This window comes from Peterkaempfera bronchialis, from assembly GCF_003258605.2.
Lineage (GTDB): Bacteria > Actinomycetota > Actinomycetes > Streptomycetales > Streptomycetaceae > Peterkaempfera > Peterkaempfera bronchialis.
The window spans coordinates 260,767-277,058 of sequence record NZ_CP031264.1; the positions used below are offsets into that span (position 1 = coordinate 260,767).

Consider the following 16,292-nt stretch of genomic DNA (forward strand, 5'->3'; position numbering starts at 1 on the left):
CCCTCGCTGCCCCGTGCTGGGCGACGAGCTGGTGCCCTACGCCCACCCCGGCGAGGACTCACCCAAGGTCCGGTACCTCCGCGTCGCCCTGGCCGCCCTGGCCGCCCTGGCCGCCCTGGGCGACCTCAAGCCGGAGACGGTCCGCCGGGCAGCGGCCCGCTACGGCCTGGACCCCTGATCCGCCGGGGTGGACCGGTATGACTTATTTGGGAGGAGTTTTCCCGGCGGCCGGGGAGAGCAGACCGGGTGGGCGAGGACATCCGCACGCACCCCAGGAGTTCGCCCATGGACAGCACCGATCGTCCCGACCCCGGCCCCGGTTCACTGCTCCGGCGCCACCTCGGCGAGTGGCGCCTCGCCCTGGTCGCCTGGCGGCTGCTGGTCCTCCAGACCTCGCATCCGGCCGTCGCCGCAGGGACTGCGGAGCACTCCACGTACCGCGCCCACCCCTGGCGCCGGGTGCAGCACACCATGGAGAGCGGACAGCGCCTGGTCTTCTCCGACCGGGACAGCCTGCGGCGGGAGGTCGCCCGGCTGAACCGGGCGCACAAGCGGATCACCGGCACCGACGAGCACGGCCGCGCCTACTCGGCGCAGGACCCGGCCACCCGGGCCTGGGTGCTGATCACCCTGTATGAGTCGGCCGTGGCGATGCGGGAGCTGTCCGGCGACCCGCTGACCCCCGAGGAGTCCGAGCAGCTCTACGCCGAATTCGCCCCGATCCTCGCCGCGTTCGAGCTGCCGCCGGAGGTGCTGCCGGGCAGCGCCGCCGAGGTGCCCGGCTATGTCGACGCGGTCGTCCGCGAGCAGTTGGAGTTCGGCCCGCAGGTGCGCTATCTGCTCTTCGACATGCTCCGGGAGGCCCCTCGGCCTCGGCGGCTGCGCTTCCTCGGCCCGGCCTGGCCGCTGCTGCGGTCGGTCATCGCCTCGGTGCTGACCTCGCTGACCCTCGCGGATCTGCCGCCCGCGTACCGGGAGCGGTTCGGGCTGGCCAGGACGCGGCGCGCGGCACTGCTCTCCCGGGTGCTGCACCGGGGAGCGGGCCGGCTGTCGACCCGGCTGCCGGACCGCTGGCGCTACCGGGTGCACGCGGTTCCAGGCCGCCCGGCGCCGTCCTCGGACCAGGTGCGCATTCCGGCCCCCCGGCACCCGGACCGGCCCGGGTGGCTGCGGCGCGATACGCGCAGGCCCAAGCTGGGACAGTTCTTCAGCCAGGTCCTCGACCAGACCGGCGACGGCTTCATCGACGCCCACGACCTCCGCTCGATGGCGCACAACGTCTGCTGGCAGCTGGAACTCACCGAGGGCGGGGAGGCGGAGGTCTATGCCGCCTTCGACGCCTGGTGGGAGCAGATCCGCGAGACCATGGACAGCGACGGCGACGGGCGGATCAGCAAGGCGGAGTTCGTGGCCGCCACCATCGCCGGCTGCGACCGCGACCCGGACTATCTGGAGCGGGGCCTGCATGGAGCGGTACGCGCCGTCTTCCGGGCGGCGGACACCGACGGCAGCGGCTTCCTGGACGCGGACGAGTACCGCACCGTCTTCGGCTCCCGGGTGCACCCGGCCGAACTGTCCCACGGCTTCCGCCAGTTGGACCGGGACGGGGACGGGCGGCTCACCGAGGAGGAGTTCGTCCACGGGTTCACCGAGTTCTTCACGGCGCGCAGCGGCCTGGCCGCCGGCAGCCAGCTGCTCGGCCGCCCCTGAGCCGTCCGATCCGCAGCGGAACCCCGGCCTACACGACAAGGAACCCTTCGCCGTCCAGATGGCCGACCCCGCCGGTGCGCAGCCAGCCGTCGGCGGTGAGCGCCGTGGTGTCGCGGGTCCGGTCGCCGTATCCCGCGAAGCGGCCCGGCCCCCGGGACTGGATCTCGCCCCGCTGCCCTTCGGGGAGTTCCGCTCCTTCGCGGTCGACGATGCGGATCTCGGTGTCCCGTACCGGCCGGCCGACCGTGCCGCAGCGCTTGGCCAGCGGGTCGGCCCAGGAGCCCGAGGCGATGGTGGGGTGCTCGGGCAGGCCGTAGGAGCGGAAGGCGGCGACGCCCGACCGCTCCGCGCGCTCCACCAGCGCGGTCGGCAGCACGGTCGTGTACGCCAGGAACTCGCGCAGCGAGCGGATGCGCGTGCCCGCCCGGTCGGCACCGTCCAGGAGCGCGGCCAGGGCAGCGGAGTCACCGGCGGCCGTGGTGACCCCATGGCGGCCGATCAGCTCCATCAGGGTGGCGGGGTCCTGACGCTCCGGCACCACGGTGGGCACACCGTGCACCAGGGCGCGCAGCAGTGCGTACACCGAAGCGGGCCGACCCGGCGGCAGCAGGTCCAGGTGCGCTCCGGCGACGGGGCGGCCGTACCGCAGGCCCCGCAGCGCATCGAGTGCGGCGAGCACCGCCCGGTGGGTGTGCCGGACGCCCCGGGGGCCGACCAGCAGGCATACGTCGTCCGGCCGCGCCGGGACCGGCTCGCGCAGCGGCCGGAAGGCCTCCAGCACGGCCCAGTCCACGGCGTCCGAGGGGACCCAGGAGGCCGACCAGATGCTGGTCACCGCGATCACCTGCTGGAGTTCCGGGAGGCCGTCCGGCAGGGCCCGGGCGCCCAGTATGTGGTGCGCCACGGGGGCCGGGGTGATCAGCGCCGCCACCGCGAACCTCCGCAGCAGGCGCCGCAGTTCGCCGGTGCCGGTGGCCGGGTCGACGGGGAGCAGGACGGCGCCGCTCAGCAGGACGGCCGCCTGGGCGACCGCGTTCTCGGCCCCGGCCGGGAGGTGGACCGCCACCACGCCGCCCGGCGCGACGCTCAGGGCGCGCAGCCCTGCGGCGACCCGCAGTGCCCGCTCGTGCAGTTCGCGGCCGCCGAGGGCCACGGTGCCGAAGGGGCCGGGGAAGACCACGGCTGCGCCGGGGTGTTCCCGCACTGCGGCCGAGAGGGCGGTGGCGAGCGTCGCGGGGCGCGCGCCGGAGGGTGCGGTGAGGCTCTGCGGTGACTTCATGTGTCCTCCGGTGCACAGGTCGGCGACACCTGGGAGAGGGCGTTGACGTACCGTCACGCTGGCTGCGGCGCCTGGGCCAGCAGTTCGCGGCGCAGGACCTTGCCGGTCGGGGTGTGCGGCAGTTCGTCGAGGAAGTGGACCGCGTCGGGGGTCTTGGACGAGCGCAGCCGCTGCCGGACGAAGGCGCGCATGCCGTCCTCGGTGGCGGAGGCGCCGGGCTTCAGCACGATGAAGGCGCCGATCCGCTGGCCCCACTCCTCGTCGGGTATCCCGACGACGGCGGCGTCGCGGACGTCCGGGTGGCGCTGGAGCACGGCCTCGATCTCGGCCGGGGCGATGTTCTCGCCGCCTCGGATGATGGTGTCGTCGGCGCGGCCCCGGACGAACAGGTACCCCTCCGCGTCGAGGTGGCCCTCGTCGCGGGTCGCGAACCAGCCGTCCGCGTCGGTGACCGGGCCGCTCTCCCGGTACTCCCCCGCGACCTGTGCACCCTTGACGTAGATCATGCCGATGGCTCCGGGCGGGCAGGGCTGTCCGGCCTCGTCGCGGATCTCGATGGCCACCGAGGGCAGCGGGCGTCCGACGGACCCGAGCCGTGCCCGAACGTCGGGGTCCTCGCTGTCCAGCGCCCGCCGGTGGTCCTCGGGCCCGAGGACGGCGACCGAGGAGGAGGTCTCGGTCAGGCCGTAGGCGTTGACGAAGCCGGTGCCGGGCAGCAGGGTGAGCGCGCGTTCCAGCACGGTGCTGGGGAGCCGGGCCCCGCCGTACGACAGTGAGCGCAGCGTCGTCGGCGCCGGGGTGTCGCCGCGCTCCAGCTCGTCCACGATGCGGGCCAGCATGGTCGGTACCAGCATGGCGTGGGTGACCCGTTCGGCGGCGACCGTCTCCAGCCATGCCGTGGCGGTGAAGGTCTCCAGGTAGACCACCCGCCGGCCGGAGTAGAGGTTGGACAGCAGGTTGGCCACGGCGGCGATGTGGTAGGGCGGCACGCTGACGATCACGGCCTCGTCGGCGTCGGCGCCGCCGAATTCGACGCTGCCCAGCACATAGGCCGCGAGGTGGCGGTGGCGGAGCACCGCGCTCTTGGGTGCCGCGGTGGTCCCGCTGGTCAGCAGGAGGACGGCCACCTCGTCCGGGTCCGGCTGGACCGGTGCCGTCGGGGTCGGCGGGTGTCCGGCGCAGAGCTCGGTCCAGTCCCGCAGCCCGATCGCCCGCACGACATTGCCGAGGCCGGCCAGTGCGGTGTCGTCGCTGATCAGCAGGGTGCGGCCCTGCCGGGCGACGGCGTCGTGGAGTTGTTCGCGCGCCAGGCGGTAGTTCAGCGGCAGCAGCGGCACACCGGCGGCAGCGGCGGCGAAGAGCGCCAGCGGGAAGGCCGGGCCGTTCTCGCCCATGAAGACGACGGTGTCGATGTCCTGCGCGGTCACCTGGGACGCGCCGGCGTAGGCCTGGTCGCGCAGCTGCTCGCCGGTGAGGCCGTTCTGCGCGGTCCCGAGGGCGAGGCGGTCGCCGTGGCCGGCGGCGACCATGTCGAGCAGAGTCAGGAGGTTCACAACACCCATCCCTCACTAGTCCGATGCGGGAAGCTGCTTGGCGGTCTTGACCGGAAGGGGTTCGCCGTCGACCGAGAGGCAGCCGGGGCCGGGCTTCACACAGAGCAGTTCCAGGCCGGAGGCCTCGTGGATGTACCGCTTGCCGAGGAGCGTCTGCGCCCCTGCCGCCTCCACCGCGCCGGGCGCCTCGGGCGCTGCCTCGCCCGGCCCCAGCAGGGGAGCCCCCGCGTGGAGGACGCGGAGGGGCTGGGACGGCCCTCGGACCACGATGACCTCGACCGGGCCGACGGCGCTGTGCAGATGCGTTCCCACTGCGAGTTCTGTCATCGTCGCTGCTCCCTGTGCTGGGTGGCCGCCCTGGACGGCGGCGCTGGCCACTAAGCTTATGGTATCAGATACCGTAAGCTTGTCTATATGGTCCTGCCGCCGGCTCAGCGGCCTCGGAACCGGGGCGCCCTGCGCTCCTTGAAGGCCTGCATGGCCTCCTGGGCGTCGTCCCCGATGCCCAGGCCCAGCAGGGTCACCTCGGTCTTGCAGACCTGGTCGAAGGAGCTGTCGTAGGCGTCGTTGAGCTGGCCCTTGATGTGCCCCAGGCCGATGGTCGGCCCTGCGGCCAGCCGGCGGGCGAAGTCACCGGCGACCTCGATCAGCCGGTCGTCGGGCACACAGCGGTTGGCCAGCCCCCACTCCTCGGCCTGAGCACCGGTCACCGGCTCGCCGAGCAGCGCGATCTCCTTGGCCCGCACCGGGCTCACCGACCGTGCGAGCAGATAGGCGCCAGCCCCCTCCAGAGGCAGTCCCCGGTTGACGAAGACCTCGGAGAAGCGGGCCGACTCGGCAGCGATCACCAGGTCGCACGCCAGCGCGAAGTTGCAGCCGAAGCCGTACGCCGGTCCGTTCACCGCCGCGACAAAGGGCTTCTCGTTCTCCCACAGATCGCGGATCAGCCGCCACCAGCCGAAGCGGCGGCCGTCCTCGCGGGCGATGTTGGCGGGTGAGCCGCGCCGCCCGTCGGGCCGGATCTCGATGTGGTCCGACTGGGAGAGATCGGCCCCCGAGCAGAAGGCGTTGCCGGCACCGGTGATGACCGCGGCGCGGATCTCGGGCTCGTCGCGCACCTCGGCGATGGCGGCGATCAGCGCGTTGCGCAGCGGGTGGTCCACGGCGTTGCGCAGCTGCGGCCGGTTCATGGTGAGCCAGGCGATGCCGTCCGCGACCTTGAAGTCGAGACCGACCGCGGAGAAGTCGTCAAGCATGGTGTCCACCTGTCCGTACGGAGGGATGTCGGGGCAGCGGTGAGTCAGGAGTCGGACAGCACCAGGGTTCCGGCGGCGCTGAACATGCCGCCGATGCCCTGGACCAGGCTGGTGCGCACGCCGTCGACCTGGACGGCGGCGTCACCGCGCAGCTGGCGCACCGCCTCCTGGATGGCGAACATGCCGTACATGCCGGTGTGCGTGTACAGCAGCCCGCCGCCGTTGGTGTTCATCGGCAGCGAGCCGCCCGGCAGGGTGGCCCCGCTCTCGATGAAGGGCACCGCCTCGCCACGGCCGACGAAGCCCAGGTCCTCCAGGCCGTACAGCGGGATGTGCGCATAGGCGTCGTAGACCATCAGGTGGTCGATGTCGGCGGTGGTCAGATCGGCCTCCCGGAGGGCGGCGGCCGCCGCCTCCCGGAAGCCGGCGAAGGTGGTGAGGTCCTCCATCGAGGAGGGCCCCGGGCCCTCGCTCGACTCCCCGGAGCCCCGTACGGTCACCGGCCGGTGGCGCATCGGCAGGTCGGCGGCCCGCTCGGCGGACATCAGCACCAGCGCGCCGCCGCCGTCGGTGAGCGGGCAGCACTCCAGCACATGGAACGGCCAGGCGATCAGCCGGGAGTTCAGCACCGCCTCGGTGTCCAGCAGCTTGTTGCGCAGCGCCCGGGGATTCTGCGAGGCCCATGCGGACTGGGCCACCGGCACGGCGGCAAGCGCCTCATGGCTCAGGCCGTACCGGTGCAGATAGGCCATGGCGGGGAGGGTGAACCAGGAGAAGGTGCCCGACACCCCGTACGGCTGCTCGAACTGGCCCACCGCGCTGGAGGGGTTCGGGCTCCAGCCGGGGGCGCCGACCCGGGACCGGCCGGATTCGCCGTGCGCGACCACGACCACGGAGGCGGCGCCGGACCGGATGGCGGCCACCGCATGCCGGACATGCAGCATGTAGGAGCAGCCGCCGACCATGGTGCCGTCCAGCCAGCGCGGCCGGATGCCGAGGTAGTGGGCGACGTCCACCGGGGGCAGGGTCGTCGCGATCCCGTCCACGTCGGCCGGGGTGAGGCCGCACTCGGCCAGTGCGGTGCGCACCGACTCGGCGGCCAGGCTGATCGCCGACTGGTCCGGCACGATGCCGATGCGGGCCGACTCGGCCGCTCCTGCGATGACCACCGTGGACGTCACGGGCGTGCTCCTTCCCCGACCCGGGGCCGGAACTGCGGCAGCGAGAGGTCGCCGCGCTTCTCGAAGGTGACTTCGACCGGCAGCCCGACGTGGATGTGGTCCGGGGTCTGCGGGATGCCGACGATGTTCGCCGTCAGCCGGGGCCCCTCGTCCAGTCGGACGAAGGCGATGGCATAGGGCGCGTCGTCCTCGTAGCCCGGCGCGGGCATGTGGTTGATGACAAACGACTCGACGGTCCCCCGGCCGGAGGCCCTGGTCCAGGTCACCTCGTCGGAGGCGCAGTGCGGGCAGCAGGCGCGCGGATAGAAGAAGACCTCGCCGCAGGCGCCGCACCTGGGCAGCCACAGCTCGCCCTCCGCGGCCTTGTCCCAGAAGGTCCGGGTCTCCGGTGTGGGCACCGGCACAAACCGCTTGCTCATCGGGCGCCCTCCGGCTCGACCACGGCACGTCCCTGCGAGAGCACCGAGGTGCCGTCCTGGGTGCGGGTGGCGAAGAGGACCTCGCCGTCCTCCAGCCAGAGCGCGGTGCTCAGCGTGTCACCGGGCAGCACCGGCGCGGAGAACCGGGCGCTCATCGAGCGGAAGCGGGCGGGATCGGACCCGGCGGCGGCGTGCAGGATCGCGCGGCCGACGAAGCCATAGGTGCACAGGCCGTGCAGGATCGGCCGGGGGAAGCCGCCGGCCACGGCGAACGCGGGGTCGGAGTGCAGCGGGTTGCGGTCGCCGGACAGCCGGTAGAGCAGGGCCTGCCAGGGAACCGTCCGCTGCTCGACCACCACATCGGGCTCGCGGTCCGGCGCCGCCCAGGTGGTGCTCGGCCCCCGGTCGCCGCCGAAGCCGCCCTCACCGCGCAGGAACGCCCCGCCCGACATCCGGGCCAGCGGCGAGCCGTCCGGGCCGGTCAGCAGCGACTCGGTGGTGATCAGCGCGCCGCTGCCCTTGTCGTGGATGCCGGTGACCGTGGAGGAGTAGAAGCCGCTCCCCTCGGGTGCCAGCGGTCCGGTGATCTCGACGGACTGGAACGCGTGGACCATCCTGGTCAGGTCGATGTCGCCGTAGGACAGGCGCGGCGCACCGTACCCGAGCACCACGGGGAAGGTCGGCAGGACGGACTGCGGGACGGACCGGGTGTTCTCGGTGGTGAACGCCAGTTCGTCGATGGACTCGTCGGTGCCCGCGCCGACGCCGACGGCGTAGAGCAGCGCCTGGTCGGAGGTCCAGGTGACCGGGTGCGGCTCGGTGGCGCTGCCGACGATGGAGAAGTCGAGCGCCATGTCAGCCTTCCTGCGGTCCGTACGGGTGGGAGTCGAAGACGCTGACGTTCCCGGCGGCCTTCTCGAAGACGGCCGGGAACCGCTCCTCGATGGCCTCGAACGTCAGCGGGCCGTCGACCTGCAAGGACGAGCCGATCCGCCAGCCTTCGGCCACCCCGACATAGCCGCCCACCACGCTGAACACCCGCCCGGTCACGCCGCCGGACCGCTCGCTGCCCAGCCAGACCACAAACGGCGAGACATGCTGGGGCGCCAGCGGGTCGAAGCCCTCCTCGATGTCGAGCGACATCCCGGCGGTCGCGGTCAGCCGGGTCTTGGCCACCGGAGCGATCGCATTGACCGTGACCCCGTAGCGGGCCAGCTCCATGGCGGCGATGATCGTGAAACTGGCGATCCCGCCCTTGGCCGCCCCGTAGTTGGACTGGCCGAAGTTGCCGAAGAGTCCGCTGCCCGAGGAGGTGTTCACCACCCGCCCGACCACCGGCTTGCCCGCCTTGGCCTGGTCGCGCCAGAAGCGGCCGGCGGCCCGGGTCATCGCGAAGGTGCCGCGGAGGTGGACCCTGACGACGCTGTCCCACTCCTCGAAGTCCATGTTGAGCAGCGTCTTGTCGCGCAGGATGCCCGCGTTGTTCACCAGCACATGCAGGCCGCCGAACTCCTCGACGGCCTGCTCGACAATGCGCGCCGAGCCCTGCTCGTCGGAGACGTCGTCGCTGTTGGCGACCGCCGCCCCGCCCTCGGAGCGGATGAGCTCGGCCACCTCCTGCGCGGGGCCGGAGGACGATCCCGTACCGTCGCCCGCTCCGCCCAGGTCGTTGACGACGACGGCGGCACCGGCGCGGGCGAACGCCAGGGCGTGCTCACGCCCGATTCCGCGCCCGCCCCCGGTGACGACGACCACCCGCCCGCTGAGCGGACCCTGTGCCTCAACCATGTTCCCGCATCCCTTCGATAGCCGCTGTGACAGGTCGTCAGCAGCGTCGTGAAAGCGTTGTCGACGGCGGTTACAGAACCGCCCCGGAGTCCTTGGCCACGGCGATCTCCGCCCAGCTGAGGCCGAATTCCAGCAGGATCTCCTCGGTGTGCTCACCGTGTTCGGGGGCCCGGGCCGGCGCGGGCGGTCGCTCGTCGAACTGCACCGGGCTGCCCGCCATCCGGTACTCGACGCCCGCTTCGTCGACATTGGCGATGAAGTAGTCGTTCGCCAGCGCCTGCGGATCGCTGAGCACCTCGCGGGGCGACGCGACCACCGCCCAGACGCCCTCCTCGTCGGCCAGCGCCTTGGTCCAGTGGTCGAGGTCGTGTTCGGCGAAGACGGCGTTGAGCTCGGCCGTCGCCGCCTCCGCGTTGGCGATGAGCCGGCTGGACGGGGTGAACCTCGGGTCGTCGGCCAGCTCGGGCCTGCCGATCCGGCGGACGAAGGCGTCCCAGTACCGGTCCGGTTGCAGGAACACCAGCTGGATCCACCGCCCGTCGCTGGTGCGGTACTTCTGCACCACCGGGTTGGGAGAGAGGCTGGAGTCGGTCATGGCCGTCCGTTCGACTCCGAAGAACTCGGCGGCCATGATGTCGGGGCTCATCGTCCACACGGCCTGGGAGAGCAGCGAGACGTCCACCACGCTCGGGGTGCCGGTGGCGAGCCGGCGGTAGAGCGCCGCCGCGATTCCTCCGGCCAGGGTCATCCCGCTCGGCAGGTCGCCGAAGGCGGGCGTCTGCGCGATGGGCCGGCCGTTCTCCGGCGGGGTCACCGCGAAGGCCACGCCGCCCCGGGCCATATAGCTGGCCGCGTCGAAGCCGCCCTGGTGGGCCTGCGGGCCCCGGGGGCCGTGCCCGGACCCCCGGGCGTAGATGATGTCCGGGTTGATGGCCCGGATGTCCTCCACATCGATCTTCAGGCGGCGACGCGCGTCGGGCAGCCAGTTGGTGAGGAAGACATCGGCCGACTTCACCAGCCGGGCCAGGATGTCGCGGCCCGTCTCGGTGCGCAGGTCGAGGCCGATGCTGCGCTTGCCCCGGTTGCCGATCTCCATCATGAAGTCGCGGTCCGCCTTGGCGTCGCCGCGCCGCAGACCGGAGATGACGAGGCTGCGGCCGGGGTCGCCCCCGCGCACGTCCTCGACCTTGATCACATCCGCACCCCAGTCGGCGAGCACCGCACCGGTCGACGGGACGAAGGTCCACGACGCGATCTCGACGACACGGACTCCCTGGAGGACGCCGGCCATGCTCCTCATCTCCCTCAGCTGAGCGGCTACCGCCCCGGACAGGTGGCGGCGCGACGGAGTCGCACGTTTCCAAAACCTCAAACGGTATGGCTTACGGTATAGAGATCAGTACTGTTCGGCAAGCCCCTGGGGCGACTCGTCGTCATACGTCCAGGCGCTCGACGACGGTGGCGTTGGCCAGGCCCCCGGCCTCGCACATGGTCTGGAGCCCAAAGCGGCCCCCGCCGGTTTCGAGCACATCCAGCAGGGTGCACAGCAGCCGTGCGCCCGACGCCCCGAGCGGGTGGCCGAGGGCAATCGCACCGCCGTGCACATTGACCCGCCGCGGATCCGCCGAGGTCTCGTCGAGCCACGCCAACGGCACACAGGCGAAGGCTTCGTTCACCTCGAAGGCGTCAATGGCGTCGATGGTGAGATTCGCCCTGCGCAGCGCCTTGGCGGTGGCCGGGACCACCGCCGTGAGCATCATGACCGGGTCGGCTCCGACGACGACCGACGTGTGGAAGCGGGCACGCGGGCGCAGGCCCAACCGGGCGGCCTTCTCCCGGCTGGCCAGCAGCACGGCGGATGCGCCGTCGCTGATCTGCGAGGAGTTCCCGGCCGTGACGCGCCAGTCGATCTGCGGGAACCGCCGGGCGTAGCCGTCGTCGGCGAAGGCGGGCCGCAGCGCCGCGAGCCGGGCGGCATCGGTGTCGGTGCGGATGCCGTTGTCGGCGGTCACCGGCGCGACCCCGTCGGCCGTGGTGATCGGCACGATGCTGCGGCCCAGGTGGCCGGCGGCGCGGGCCTCGGCGGCGCGGGTGTGGGAGCGGACGGCGTACTCGTCCAGCGCGGCCCGGCTGATCCCCCACCTGGCGGCGACCAGCTCCGCCGCGATGCCCTGGGGCACCAGGCCGCCGTCGTACCGCGCCGCGAGGGTCGGCCCATACGGGTCGGCACCGGCGGTGTTGCTGAACATCGGCACCCGGCTCATCGACTCCACACCGCAGGCGATGGCCAGGTCGTACGCGCCGGAGGCGATGCCCTGCGCGGCGAAGGCCACGGCCTGCTGGCTCGAACCGCACTGCCGGTCGACCGTGGTCGCCGGGACGCACTCCGGGAAGCCTGCGGCCAGCACGGCGCTGCGCGTGATGTTGGAGCTCTGCTCGCCGGTCTGGGTCACACAGCCGCCGATGACGTCGTCGACCTCGGCGGGATCGACGCCCACCGTGTCGACCAGGCCCCTGAGGACCTGGGCCAGCAGGTCGACCGGATGGAGCCCGGCGAAGGCCCCGTCGGCCCGGCCCCGGACCAGCGGGCTGCGGACGGCGCCGACGATGACCGCATCGTGTGCGGGGTGCGCCGTCATGCCGGCTCCAGCTCCAGCGTCCGGGCCAGCCTGGCCCGGTGCCGGGCGGCGTTGCCGTACATCATCTCCAGGGACTTGATGCGCCGCAGGTAGAGATGGGCCGGGTGCTCCCAGGTGAAGCCGATGCCGCCGAGTACCTGGATGAGGGTCTCGGCGACCCTGGGCGCCGCCTCCGAGCAGTAGCTCTTGACCACCGAGGCGATCTCGGCCCGTTCGGCGGGATCGCTCTCCGGCCCGGCGAACTCCGCTGCGGCGCCCACCGCCGCCCGCATCTGCTCCACGGCCGACAGGCAGTCGGCCAGCAGGTGTTTGACGGCCTGGAAGGTGCCGATCGGCCTGCCGAACTGCTCGCGTTCGAGCGCGTACGCCACCGCCAGCTCCAGGCATCTGCCCGCCGCGCCGAGGAGTTCCGCCGAGGCCAGGATCGCGGCGCCGTCCAGGGCCGCCTCCAGGCCCGCGCCGAAGTCGTCGTCGAGCAGCTGCGCGGGGGCGGCCGACAGGTCGACGCGGAACTGCTTGCGGGTGAGGTCCAGGACCGAGAGCCGGTGGACCTCGACCGCCTCCGTCCCGGTGCCGACGGCGAAGAGCCGGACCCTGCCGTCGGCGGTGACCGGGACGAGCAGCAGGTCGGCGATGTGCGCGTCCAGCACATGCGTCACCGCGCCGCTCAGCCGCCAGCCGCCGGGGGCCTCGGCGGCGGTCACGGCCCGGCCGGGGACCTGGTCCGAGGCAAGCGTCGCCAGGGTGCTGCCGGCGGCCAGTCCGGACAGGACCGGACCGGTCAGCGAGCGGTCCGCGCAGCGGAGCGCCAGGGTGGCGACGGCCGCGCTGCTGAAGGCGGGGGCGCACAGCAGCGAGCGCCCGGTCTCCTCCAGCACCACGGCCATCTCCACCGGGGTGAGCCCCTGGCCTCCGGCGCTCTCCGGGACCAGGAGGGCGGAGAGGCCCAGCTCCCCGGTCAGCCGCTGCCATGTCCCGCGGTCGTAGCCGACGGGGTCGGCCATCAGCCGCCTGACCTCGTCCTCGGTCGACGCCTGGGCGAGAAAGCCGCGGACAGCGCGGCGGAACTCCTCGCGTTCATCGGATGTGGTGGTCTGCATGGATCCCTCCGGGGCGGTTGCTGACTCGGGCTCAGCCGCGCGGCAGGCCCAGAACGCGTTCGGCGAGGATGGTGCGCACGATTTGCGAGGTGCCGGCGGCGATGGTGGCCGAGCGGGCGGTGAGGTACTCATGGCCGGGGTCGGTGCCCTGCTCGGCGGCGATGCTGTCGAGCCCGTCCAGCTCGAAGCCGGTCCCGGCGAGGCGCTGGAGGGCTTCGCTCCAGGCCAGCTTGATCACCGACTGCTCCGGGCCGGGGTCCTGCCCGGCCGCGAGGCGGGACATCATCTGCCGGCTGAGCATTCCGAGCACCCGGGCCTCGATGTAGTGGCCCACCAGCCGGTCGACCAGGGCAGGCGGCAGCGGCGGGCGGTCCCCGTCCGGCACATGGTCGGCGATCAGCTCACGCACCTGCTTCTCGAACCGGGCGGTGAAGATGGCGACGCCGGAGCGCTCATGGCCGAGCGTGGTCCGAGTGACCTGCCAGCCCGCGTTGAGCGGTCCGAGGAGGTTGCCGACCGGCACTCGGACGTCGGTGAAGAAGACCTCGGCGAACTCGGCCTCTCCATTGATCTGCCGGATCGGCCGGACCTCGATGCCGGGGGTGTCCATCTCCACGAGGAGCACGGAGATCCCCTGGTGCTTCGGCGCCTCGGGGTCCGTGCGGACCAGCAGCTCCATATGCGTGGCATACATGCCGTTGGAGGTCCAGATCTTCTGGCCGTTGACGACGAAGTCGTCCCCGTCCCGCACGGCCCGGCTGCGCAGCCCGGCCAGGTCGGATCCGGCCCCGGGTTCGCTGAACCCCTGGCACCACACCTCGTCGGTGGTCAGGATTCCCGCCAGGTGCCTCTTCTGCGCCTCGGTCCCCCACGCCGCGATCGTCGGGCCGACGTTCTTCAGCCCCAGCATGCCGGGCAGCGCGGGCATACCCGAGGCCGCCGTCGCCTCCTCGATCGCCAGCAGTTCGGCGACGCCCACGCCGCGGCCGCCGTGCTCCGGACTCCAGGCCGGTGCCGCCCACCCGCCTGCGGCCATGGTGCGCTGCCAGTCGCAGCGCGCCTCCCAGGAGTCGGCGCGGTCCTCCCACTTCTCGTGGAACCGGGGGGTCTCGGTCTCCAGGAAGGCTCTCAGCTCATGCAGCAGTCGGTCCATCGGTTCTCCCCTCACATCAGGCGGTCGGCGAGCGGTCCCGCGAACCGCAGGAAGCGCAGGACGTCGGAAAGGTGGGTGCAGCCCCGGGTTCCGGACAGGCGGGCTCGCACCGAGTCCTCGATGTCGTACAGGGACGTGCCGAGCAGCACCCCGACCTCGGCCGCCGCCAGCGGGCACTCCGGAAACGGCAGCGCCCGGGGCCGTACCGAGAGGGCCGACAGCGTCAGCGAGCCCTGGGTGGCCACCGCGTGCAGCTCGTACTCGTGCAGCGACCCCTCACGGCCCGCCGCGTCGAGGTGGCTGTCCCTGAAGTACTGGTAGATGTCGAGATCGCCCCCGTGCCGGGCCACCTCCAGGATGCGGCGGCGGCGCATGGAGCTGCGTTCCGGCGGCGTCTCGGGGTGGAGGTCGGCAGCGTGGGAGTCGGCGGCGTGGGAGTCGGCGGGGTGGAAGTCGTCGGGGTGGTCGAGCAGCGAGCGGAACGGCGGCGCAGCCGGGGCCCGGCCCAGAAGCCGCTCACCGGCCTGGGCGCGGCGGTCTGCGGTCCCCCCGGGAGCCCAGCCGGTGCAGATGCCCGGCAGGGGCGCGGCAGGCCGGCCGGGCTGCGGGCCCATCTCGATCAGCCGGCCGTAGCCGGAGATCAGCCGCACCGTCGGCAGGTCGTCCAGCAACGCCGCTGCCGGGGAGTCCGGATCCAGGGAGCCCTCCGGCAGTGCGCGGAGCCGGGCGCGGAAGCCGCCCGCTGCGGCGCTGCCGACAAGCGCGTCCGCCACGGCCCCGGGCAGGCCCGCTGCCAGGCCGGTCACCACCGACCTGTTGTCCAGGGTGAGGTGCAGCCGGGTGGTCTCGGACGCGGTCAGCGTGCCCCGGCCGTCGACCCGGGCGTCCCGTGCGGAGCCCCTGACCTCCAGGTCGCCGTCCCAGGCCGACTCCGGAACGACCTGGATGTCCGTGGTGCGGCGCACCGACGACGGACGGCGCGCGGGCAGCCGCCTGGCGACGTCGCGGACGGTGGACGAAGCCTTCTGCATGGTTCCTCACCGCCGTCCGGGGCGTGGTGCGCGCCCCCTCGAACCATTATGGACATTGATACCGAACACCTTTCGGTACGCTACACGGCAAGGCCGCCCCCGACAACCGGGCAGCCCCCTCTCGCCGCCGTACGACCGGTCACATGAGACGGCGCAGCGTCTCCACGGTCCGGACCGGATCGGCGCCGCCCACCACGGTGATGTCCAGGGTGGTGACCCCGGCCTCGGCGAAGGCCGCCAGGCGCTCGGCGACCCACCCCTCGGGGCCGACCAGATTGCCCAGCGCCAGCCAGTCCGACGGCACAGCGGCGGCGGCCTCGGCGCGCTTGCCGGCCAGGAAGAGGTCCTGCATCTCCCCGGCTTCCTTCTCCCAACCCATCCGGCGGGCCAGCGTGTTGTAGAAGTTCGACTGCCGCGAGCCCATGCCGCCCGCATAGAGCGCGATATGCGAGCGGGCGGGCCGGAGCAGCGCCTCCGTGTCAAGGCCCTCCCCGATGGCCACATGGACCGAGGCCACCACATCGAGTCGGCCGAGCGCCGAATCCCTGAGCCGGGTTCCCCGTCCGAGCGCCTCGCCGAAGGCCTGCCCGGCGCGCTCGGGTACGAAGAAGAACGGCAGCCAGCCGTCCGCCACCTCGGCTGCGGCCGCCACCGACAGATCCCCGAGGGCGGCCCAGTACACCGGGATGTCCGGCCGGGCGGGCCGGTTGACGAGCTTCAGCGGTCGGCCCTGCCCCGTCCCCTGGTCGGGTGGCAGCGGGACCACGACGCTGCGGCCCTCGTACCGCAGGGGTTCACGGCGCCACACCATCCGGCAGACGTCGATCGTCTCGCGGATTCTGGCCGTCGGGCGGCGGTACTCCACGCCGTGGAAGCCCTCGACCACCTGAGGGCCGGAGGCGCCCAGCCCCAGCGCGAACCGGCCGCCGCTGAGGTGGTCGCAGCCGGCGGCGGTCATGGCGAGCAGCGCGGGGCTGCGGCTGTAGACGTTCAGGATCGCGGTCCCGAGCCGGATGCGCTCGGTGTGCGCGGCGAGGAAGCCGATCGCCGAGACGGCGTCGAAGCTGTAGCCCTCCTGCACCCACAGGGCGTCGACGCCTGCGGTCTCCAGGTCGCGCAGTTCGGGCAGCCGGGCGGTGACGTCCTGGGTGTAGTCCAGGGTCATGGACAGGTCCATCGGGCG

General features: G+C 72.8%; 16 protein-coding genes. 2 read left to right on the plus strand and 14 right to left on the minus strand.

All coding sequences use genetic code 11. The features are described from left to right. Window positions 1-13 precede the first annotated feature (13 nt). Window positions 14-178, plus strand: a complete 165-nt coding sequence (locus C7M71_RS30440; protein ID WP_162824094.1) for a hypothetical protein — start codon at window positions 14-16, stop codon at window positions 176-178. Window positions 179-285: 107 nt separating this feature from the next. Further along, window positions 286-1,710, plus strand: coding sequence for an EF-hand domain-containing protein (locus tag C7M71_RS01110; protein WP_111489148.1), 1,425 nt, complete (start codon window positions 286-288; stop codon window positions 1,708-1,710). A 28-nt stretch (window positions 1,711-1,738) separates the two neighbouring features. On the opposite strand, the gene C7M71_RS01115 is transcribed toward C7M71_RS01110, so the two are convergent. The 14 genes from C7M71_RS01115 to C7M71_RS01180 all read right to left on the minus strand — a co-directional run bounded on the left by C7M71_RS01115 (window position 1,739) and on the right by C7M71_RS01180 (window position 16,286). After that, window positions 1,739-2,989, minus strand: coding sequence for a class I adenylate-forming enzyme family protein (locus tag C7M71_RS01115; protein ID WP_111489147.1), 1,251 nt, complete (start codon window positions 2,987-2,989; stop codon window positions 1,739-1,741). Window positions 2,990-3,042: 53 nt separating this feature from the next. Further along, the gene (locus C7M71_RS01120; RefSeq protein WP_111489146.1) at window positions 3,043-4,542 is read right to left on the minus strand and encodes a class I adenylate-forming enzyme family protein; all 1,500 of its coding nucleotides are present in this window, start codon (window positions 4,540-4,542) and stop codon (window positions 3,043-3,045) included. A gap of 15 nt (window positions 4,543-4,557) precedes the next feature. Beyond that, window positions 4,558-4,869, minus strand: coding sequence for a hypothetical protein (locus C7M71_RS01125; RefSeq protein ID WP_111489145.1), 312 nt, complete (start codon window positions 4,867-4,869; stop codon window positions 4,558-4,560). Window positions 4,870-4,973: 104 nt separating this feature from the next. After that, window positions 4,974-5,798 (minus strand): enoyl-CoA hydratase/isomerase family protein, encoded by an 825-nt coding sequence (locus C7M71_RS01130; protein WP_114914122.1) that lies wholly within the window; start codon window positions 5,796-5,798, stop codon window positions 4,974-4,976. A gap of 44 nt (window positions 5,799-5,842) precedes the next feature. Next, entirely contained in the window at window positions 5,843-6,979 is a 1,137-nt protein-coding gene (locus C7M71_RS01135; protein WP_111489143.1) for a thiolase C-terminal domain-containing protein, read from the minus strand. Continuing rightward, window positions 6,976-7,398, minus strand: a complete 423-nt coding sequence (locus tag C7M71_RS01140; protein ID WP_111489142.1) for a Zn-ribbon domain-containing OB-fold protein — start codon at window positions 7,396-7,398, stop codon at window positions 6,976-6,978. Before C7M71_RS01140 ends, C7M71_RS01135 begins: the two co-directional genes overlap by 4 nt. After that, entirely contained in the window at window positions 7,395-8,252 is an 858-nt protein-coding gene (locus C7M71_RS01145; protein WP_111489141.1) for a MaoC family dehydratase, read from the minus strand. Before C7M71_RS01145 ends, C7M71_RS01140 begins: the two co-directional genes overlap by 4 nt. Window position 8,253: 1 nt before the next feature. Further along, window positions 8,254-9,186, minus strand: a complete 933-nt coding sequence (locus tag C7M71_RS01150; protein ID WP_111489140.1) for an SDR family oxidoreductase — start codon at window positions 9,184-9,186, stop codon at window positions 8,254-8,256. A 70-nt stretch (window positions 9,187-9,256) separates the two neighbouring features. Continuing rightward, on the minus strand, window positions 9,257-10,486 hold the full coding sequence (locus C7M71_RS01155; RefSeq protein ID WP_229758456.1) for a CaiB/BaiF CoA transferase family protein: 1,230 nt from the start codon (window positions 10,484-10,486) through the stop codon (window positions 9,257-9,259). 133 nt (window positions 10,487-10,619) lie between these two features. After that, a complete protein-coding gene (locus tag C7M71_RS01160) occupies window positions 10,620-11,825 on the minus strand; it encodes a thiolase family protein (protein WP_111489138.1) in 1,206 nt (401 codons plus the stop codon). Beyond that, the gene (locus tag C7M71_RS01165; protein WP_111489137.1) at window positions 11,822-12,925 is read right to left on the minus strand and encodes an acyl-CoA dehydrogenase family protein; all 1,104 of its coding nucleotides are present in this window, start codon (window positions 12,923-12,925) and stop codon (window positions 11,822-11,824) included. Before C7M71_RS01165 ends, C7M71_RS01160 begins: the two co-directional genes overlap by 4 nt. Before the next feature lie 31 nt (window positions 12,926-12,956). Next, window positions 12,957-14,078, minus strand: a complete 1,122-nt coding sequence (locus C7M71_RS01170) for an acyl-CoA dehydrogenase family protein (RefSeq protein WP_111489136.1) — start codon at window positions 14,076-14,078, stop codon at window positions 12,957-12,959. Window positions 14,079-14,089: 11 nt separating this feature from the next. Next, complete coding sequence (locus C7M71_RS01175) at window positions 14,090-15,109, minus strand: DUF2889 domain-containing protein (protein ID WP_111489135.1); 1,020 nt, start codon at window positions 15,107-15,109, stop codon at window positions 14,090-14,092. A gap of 139 nt (window positions 15,110-15,248) precedes the next feature. Continuing rightward, entirely contained in the window at window positions 15,249-16,286 is a 1,038-nt protein-coding gene (locus tag C7M71_RS01180; protein ID WP_111489134.1) for an LLM class F420-dependent oxidoreductase, read from the minus strand. Window positions 16,287-16,292 lie beyond the last annotated feature (6 nt).

What these genes read in the sequence shown, in the direction of transcription:
- C7M71_RS01110 (WP_111489148.1), top strand. Translation starts at nt 286, where the DNA reads ATGGACAGCACCGATCGTCCCGACCCCGGCCCCGGTTCACTGCTCCGG.
- C7M71_RS01115 (WP_111489147.1), bottom strand. Translation starts at nt 2,989, where the DNA reads ATGAAGTCACCGCAGAGCCTCACCGCACCCTCCGGCGCGCGCCCCGCG.
- C7M71_RS01125 (WP_111489145.1), bottom strand. Translation starts at nt 4,869, where the DNA reads ATGACAGAACTCGCAGTGGGAACGCATCTGCACAGCGCCGTCGGCCCG.
- C7M71_RS01130 (WP_114914122.1), bottom strand. Translation starts at nt 5,798, where the DNA reads ATGCTTGACGACTTCTCCGCGGTCGGTCTCGACTTCAAGGTCGCGGAC.
- C7M71_RS01140 (WP_111489142.1), bottom strand. Translation starts at nt 7,398, where the DNA reads ATGAGCAAGCGGTTTGTGCCGGTGCCCACACCGGAGACCCGGACCTTC.
- C7M71_RS01145 (WP_111489141.1), bottom strand. Translation starts at nt 8,252, where the DNA reads ATGGCGCTCGACTTCTCCATCGTCGGCAGCGCCACCGAGCCGCACCCG.
- C7M71_RS01150 (WP_111489140.1), bottom strand. Translation starts at nt 9,186, where the DNA reads ATGGTTGAGGCACAGGGTCCGCTCAGCGGGCGGGTGGTCGTCGTCACC.
- C7M71_RS01155 (WP_229758456.1), bottom strand. Translation starts at nt 10,486, where the DNA reads ATGAGGAGCATGGCCGGCGTCCTCCAGGGAGTCCGTGTCGTCGAGATC.
- C7M71_RS01160 (WP_111489138.1), bottom strand. Translation starts at nt 11,825, where the DNA reads ATGACGGCGCACCCCGCACACGATGCGGTCATCGTCGGCGCCGTCCGC.
- C7M71_RS01165 (WP_111489137.1), bottom strand. Translation starts at nt 12,925, where the DNA reads ATGCAGACCACCACATCCGATGAACGCGAGGAGTTCCGCCGCGCTGTC.
- C7M71_RS01170 (WP_111489136.1), bottom strand. Translation starts at nt 14,078, where the DNA reads ATGGACCGACTGCTGCATGAGCTGAGAGCCTTCCTGGAGACCGAGACC.
- C7M71_RS01175 (WP_111489135.1), bottom strand. Translation starts at nt 15,109, where the DNA reads ATGCAGAAGGCTTCGTCCACCGTCCGCGACGTCGCCAGGCGGCTGCCC.
- C7M71_RS01180 (WP_111489134.1), bottom strand. Translation starts at nt 16,286, where the DNA reads ATGGACCTGTCCATGACCCTGGACTACACCCAGGACGTCACCGCCCGG.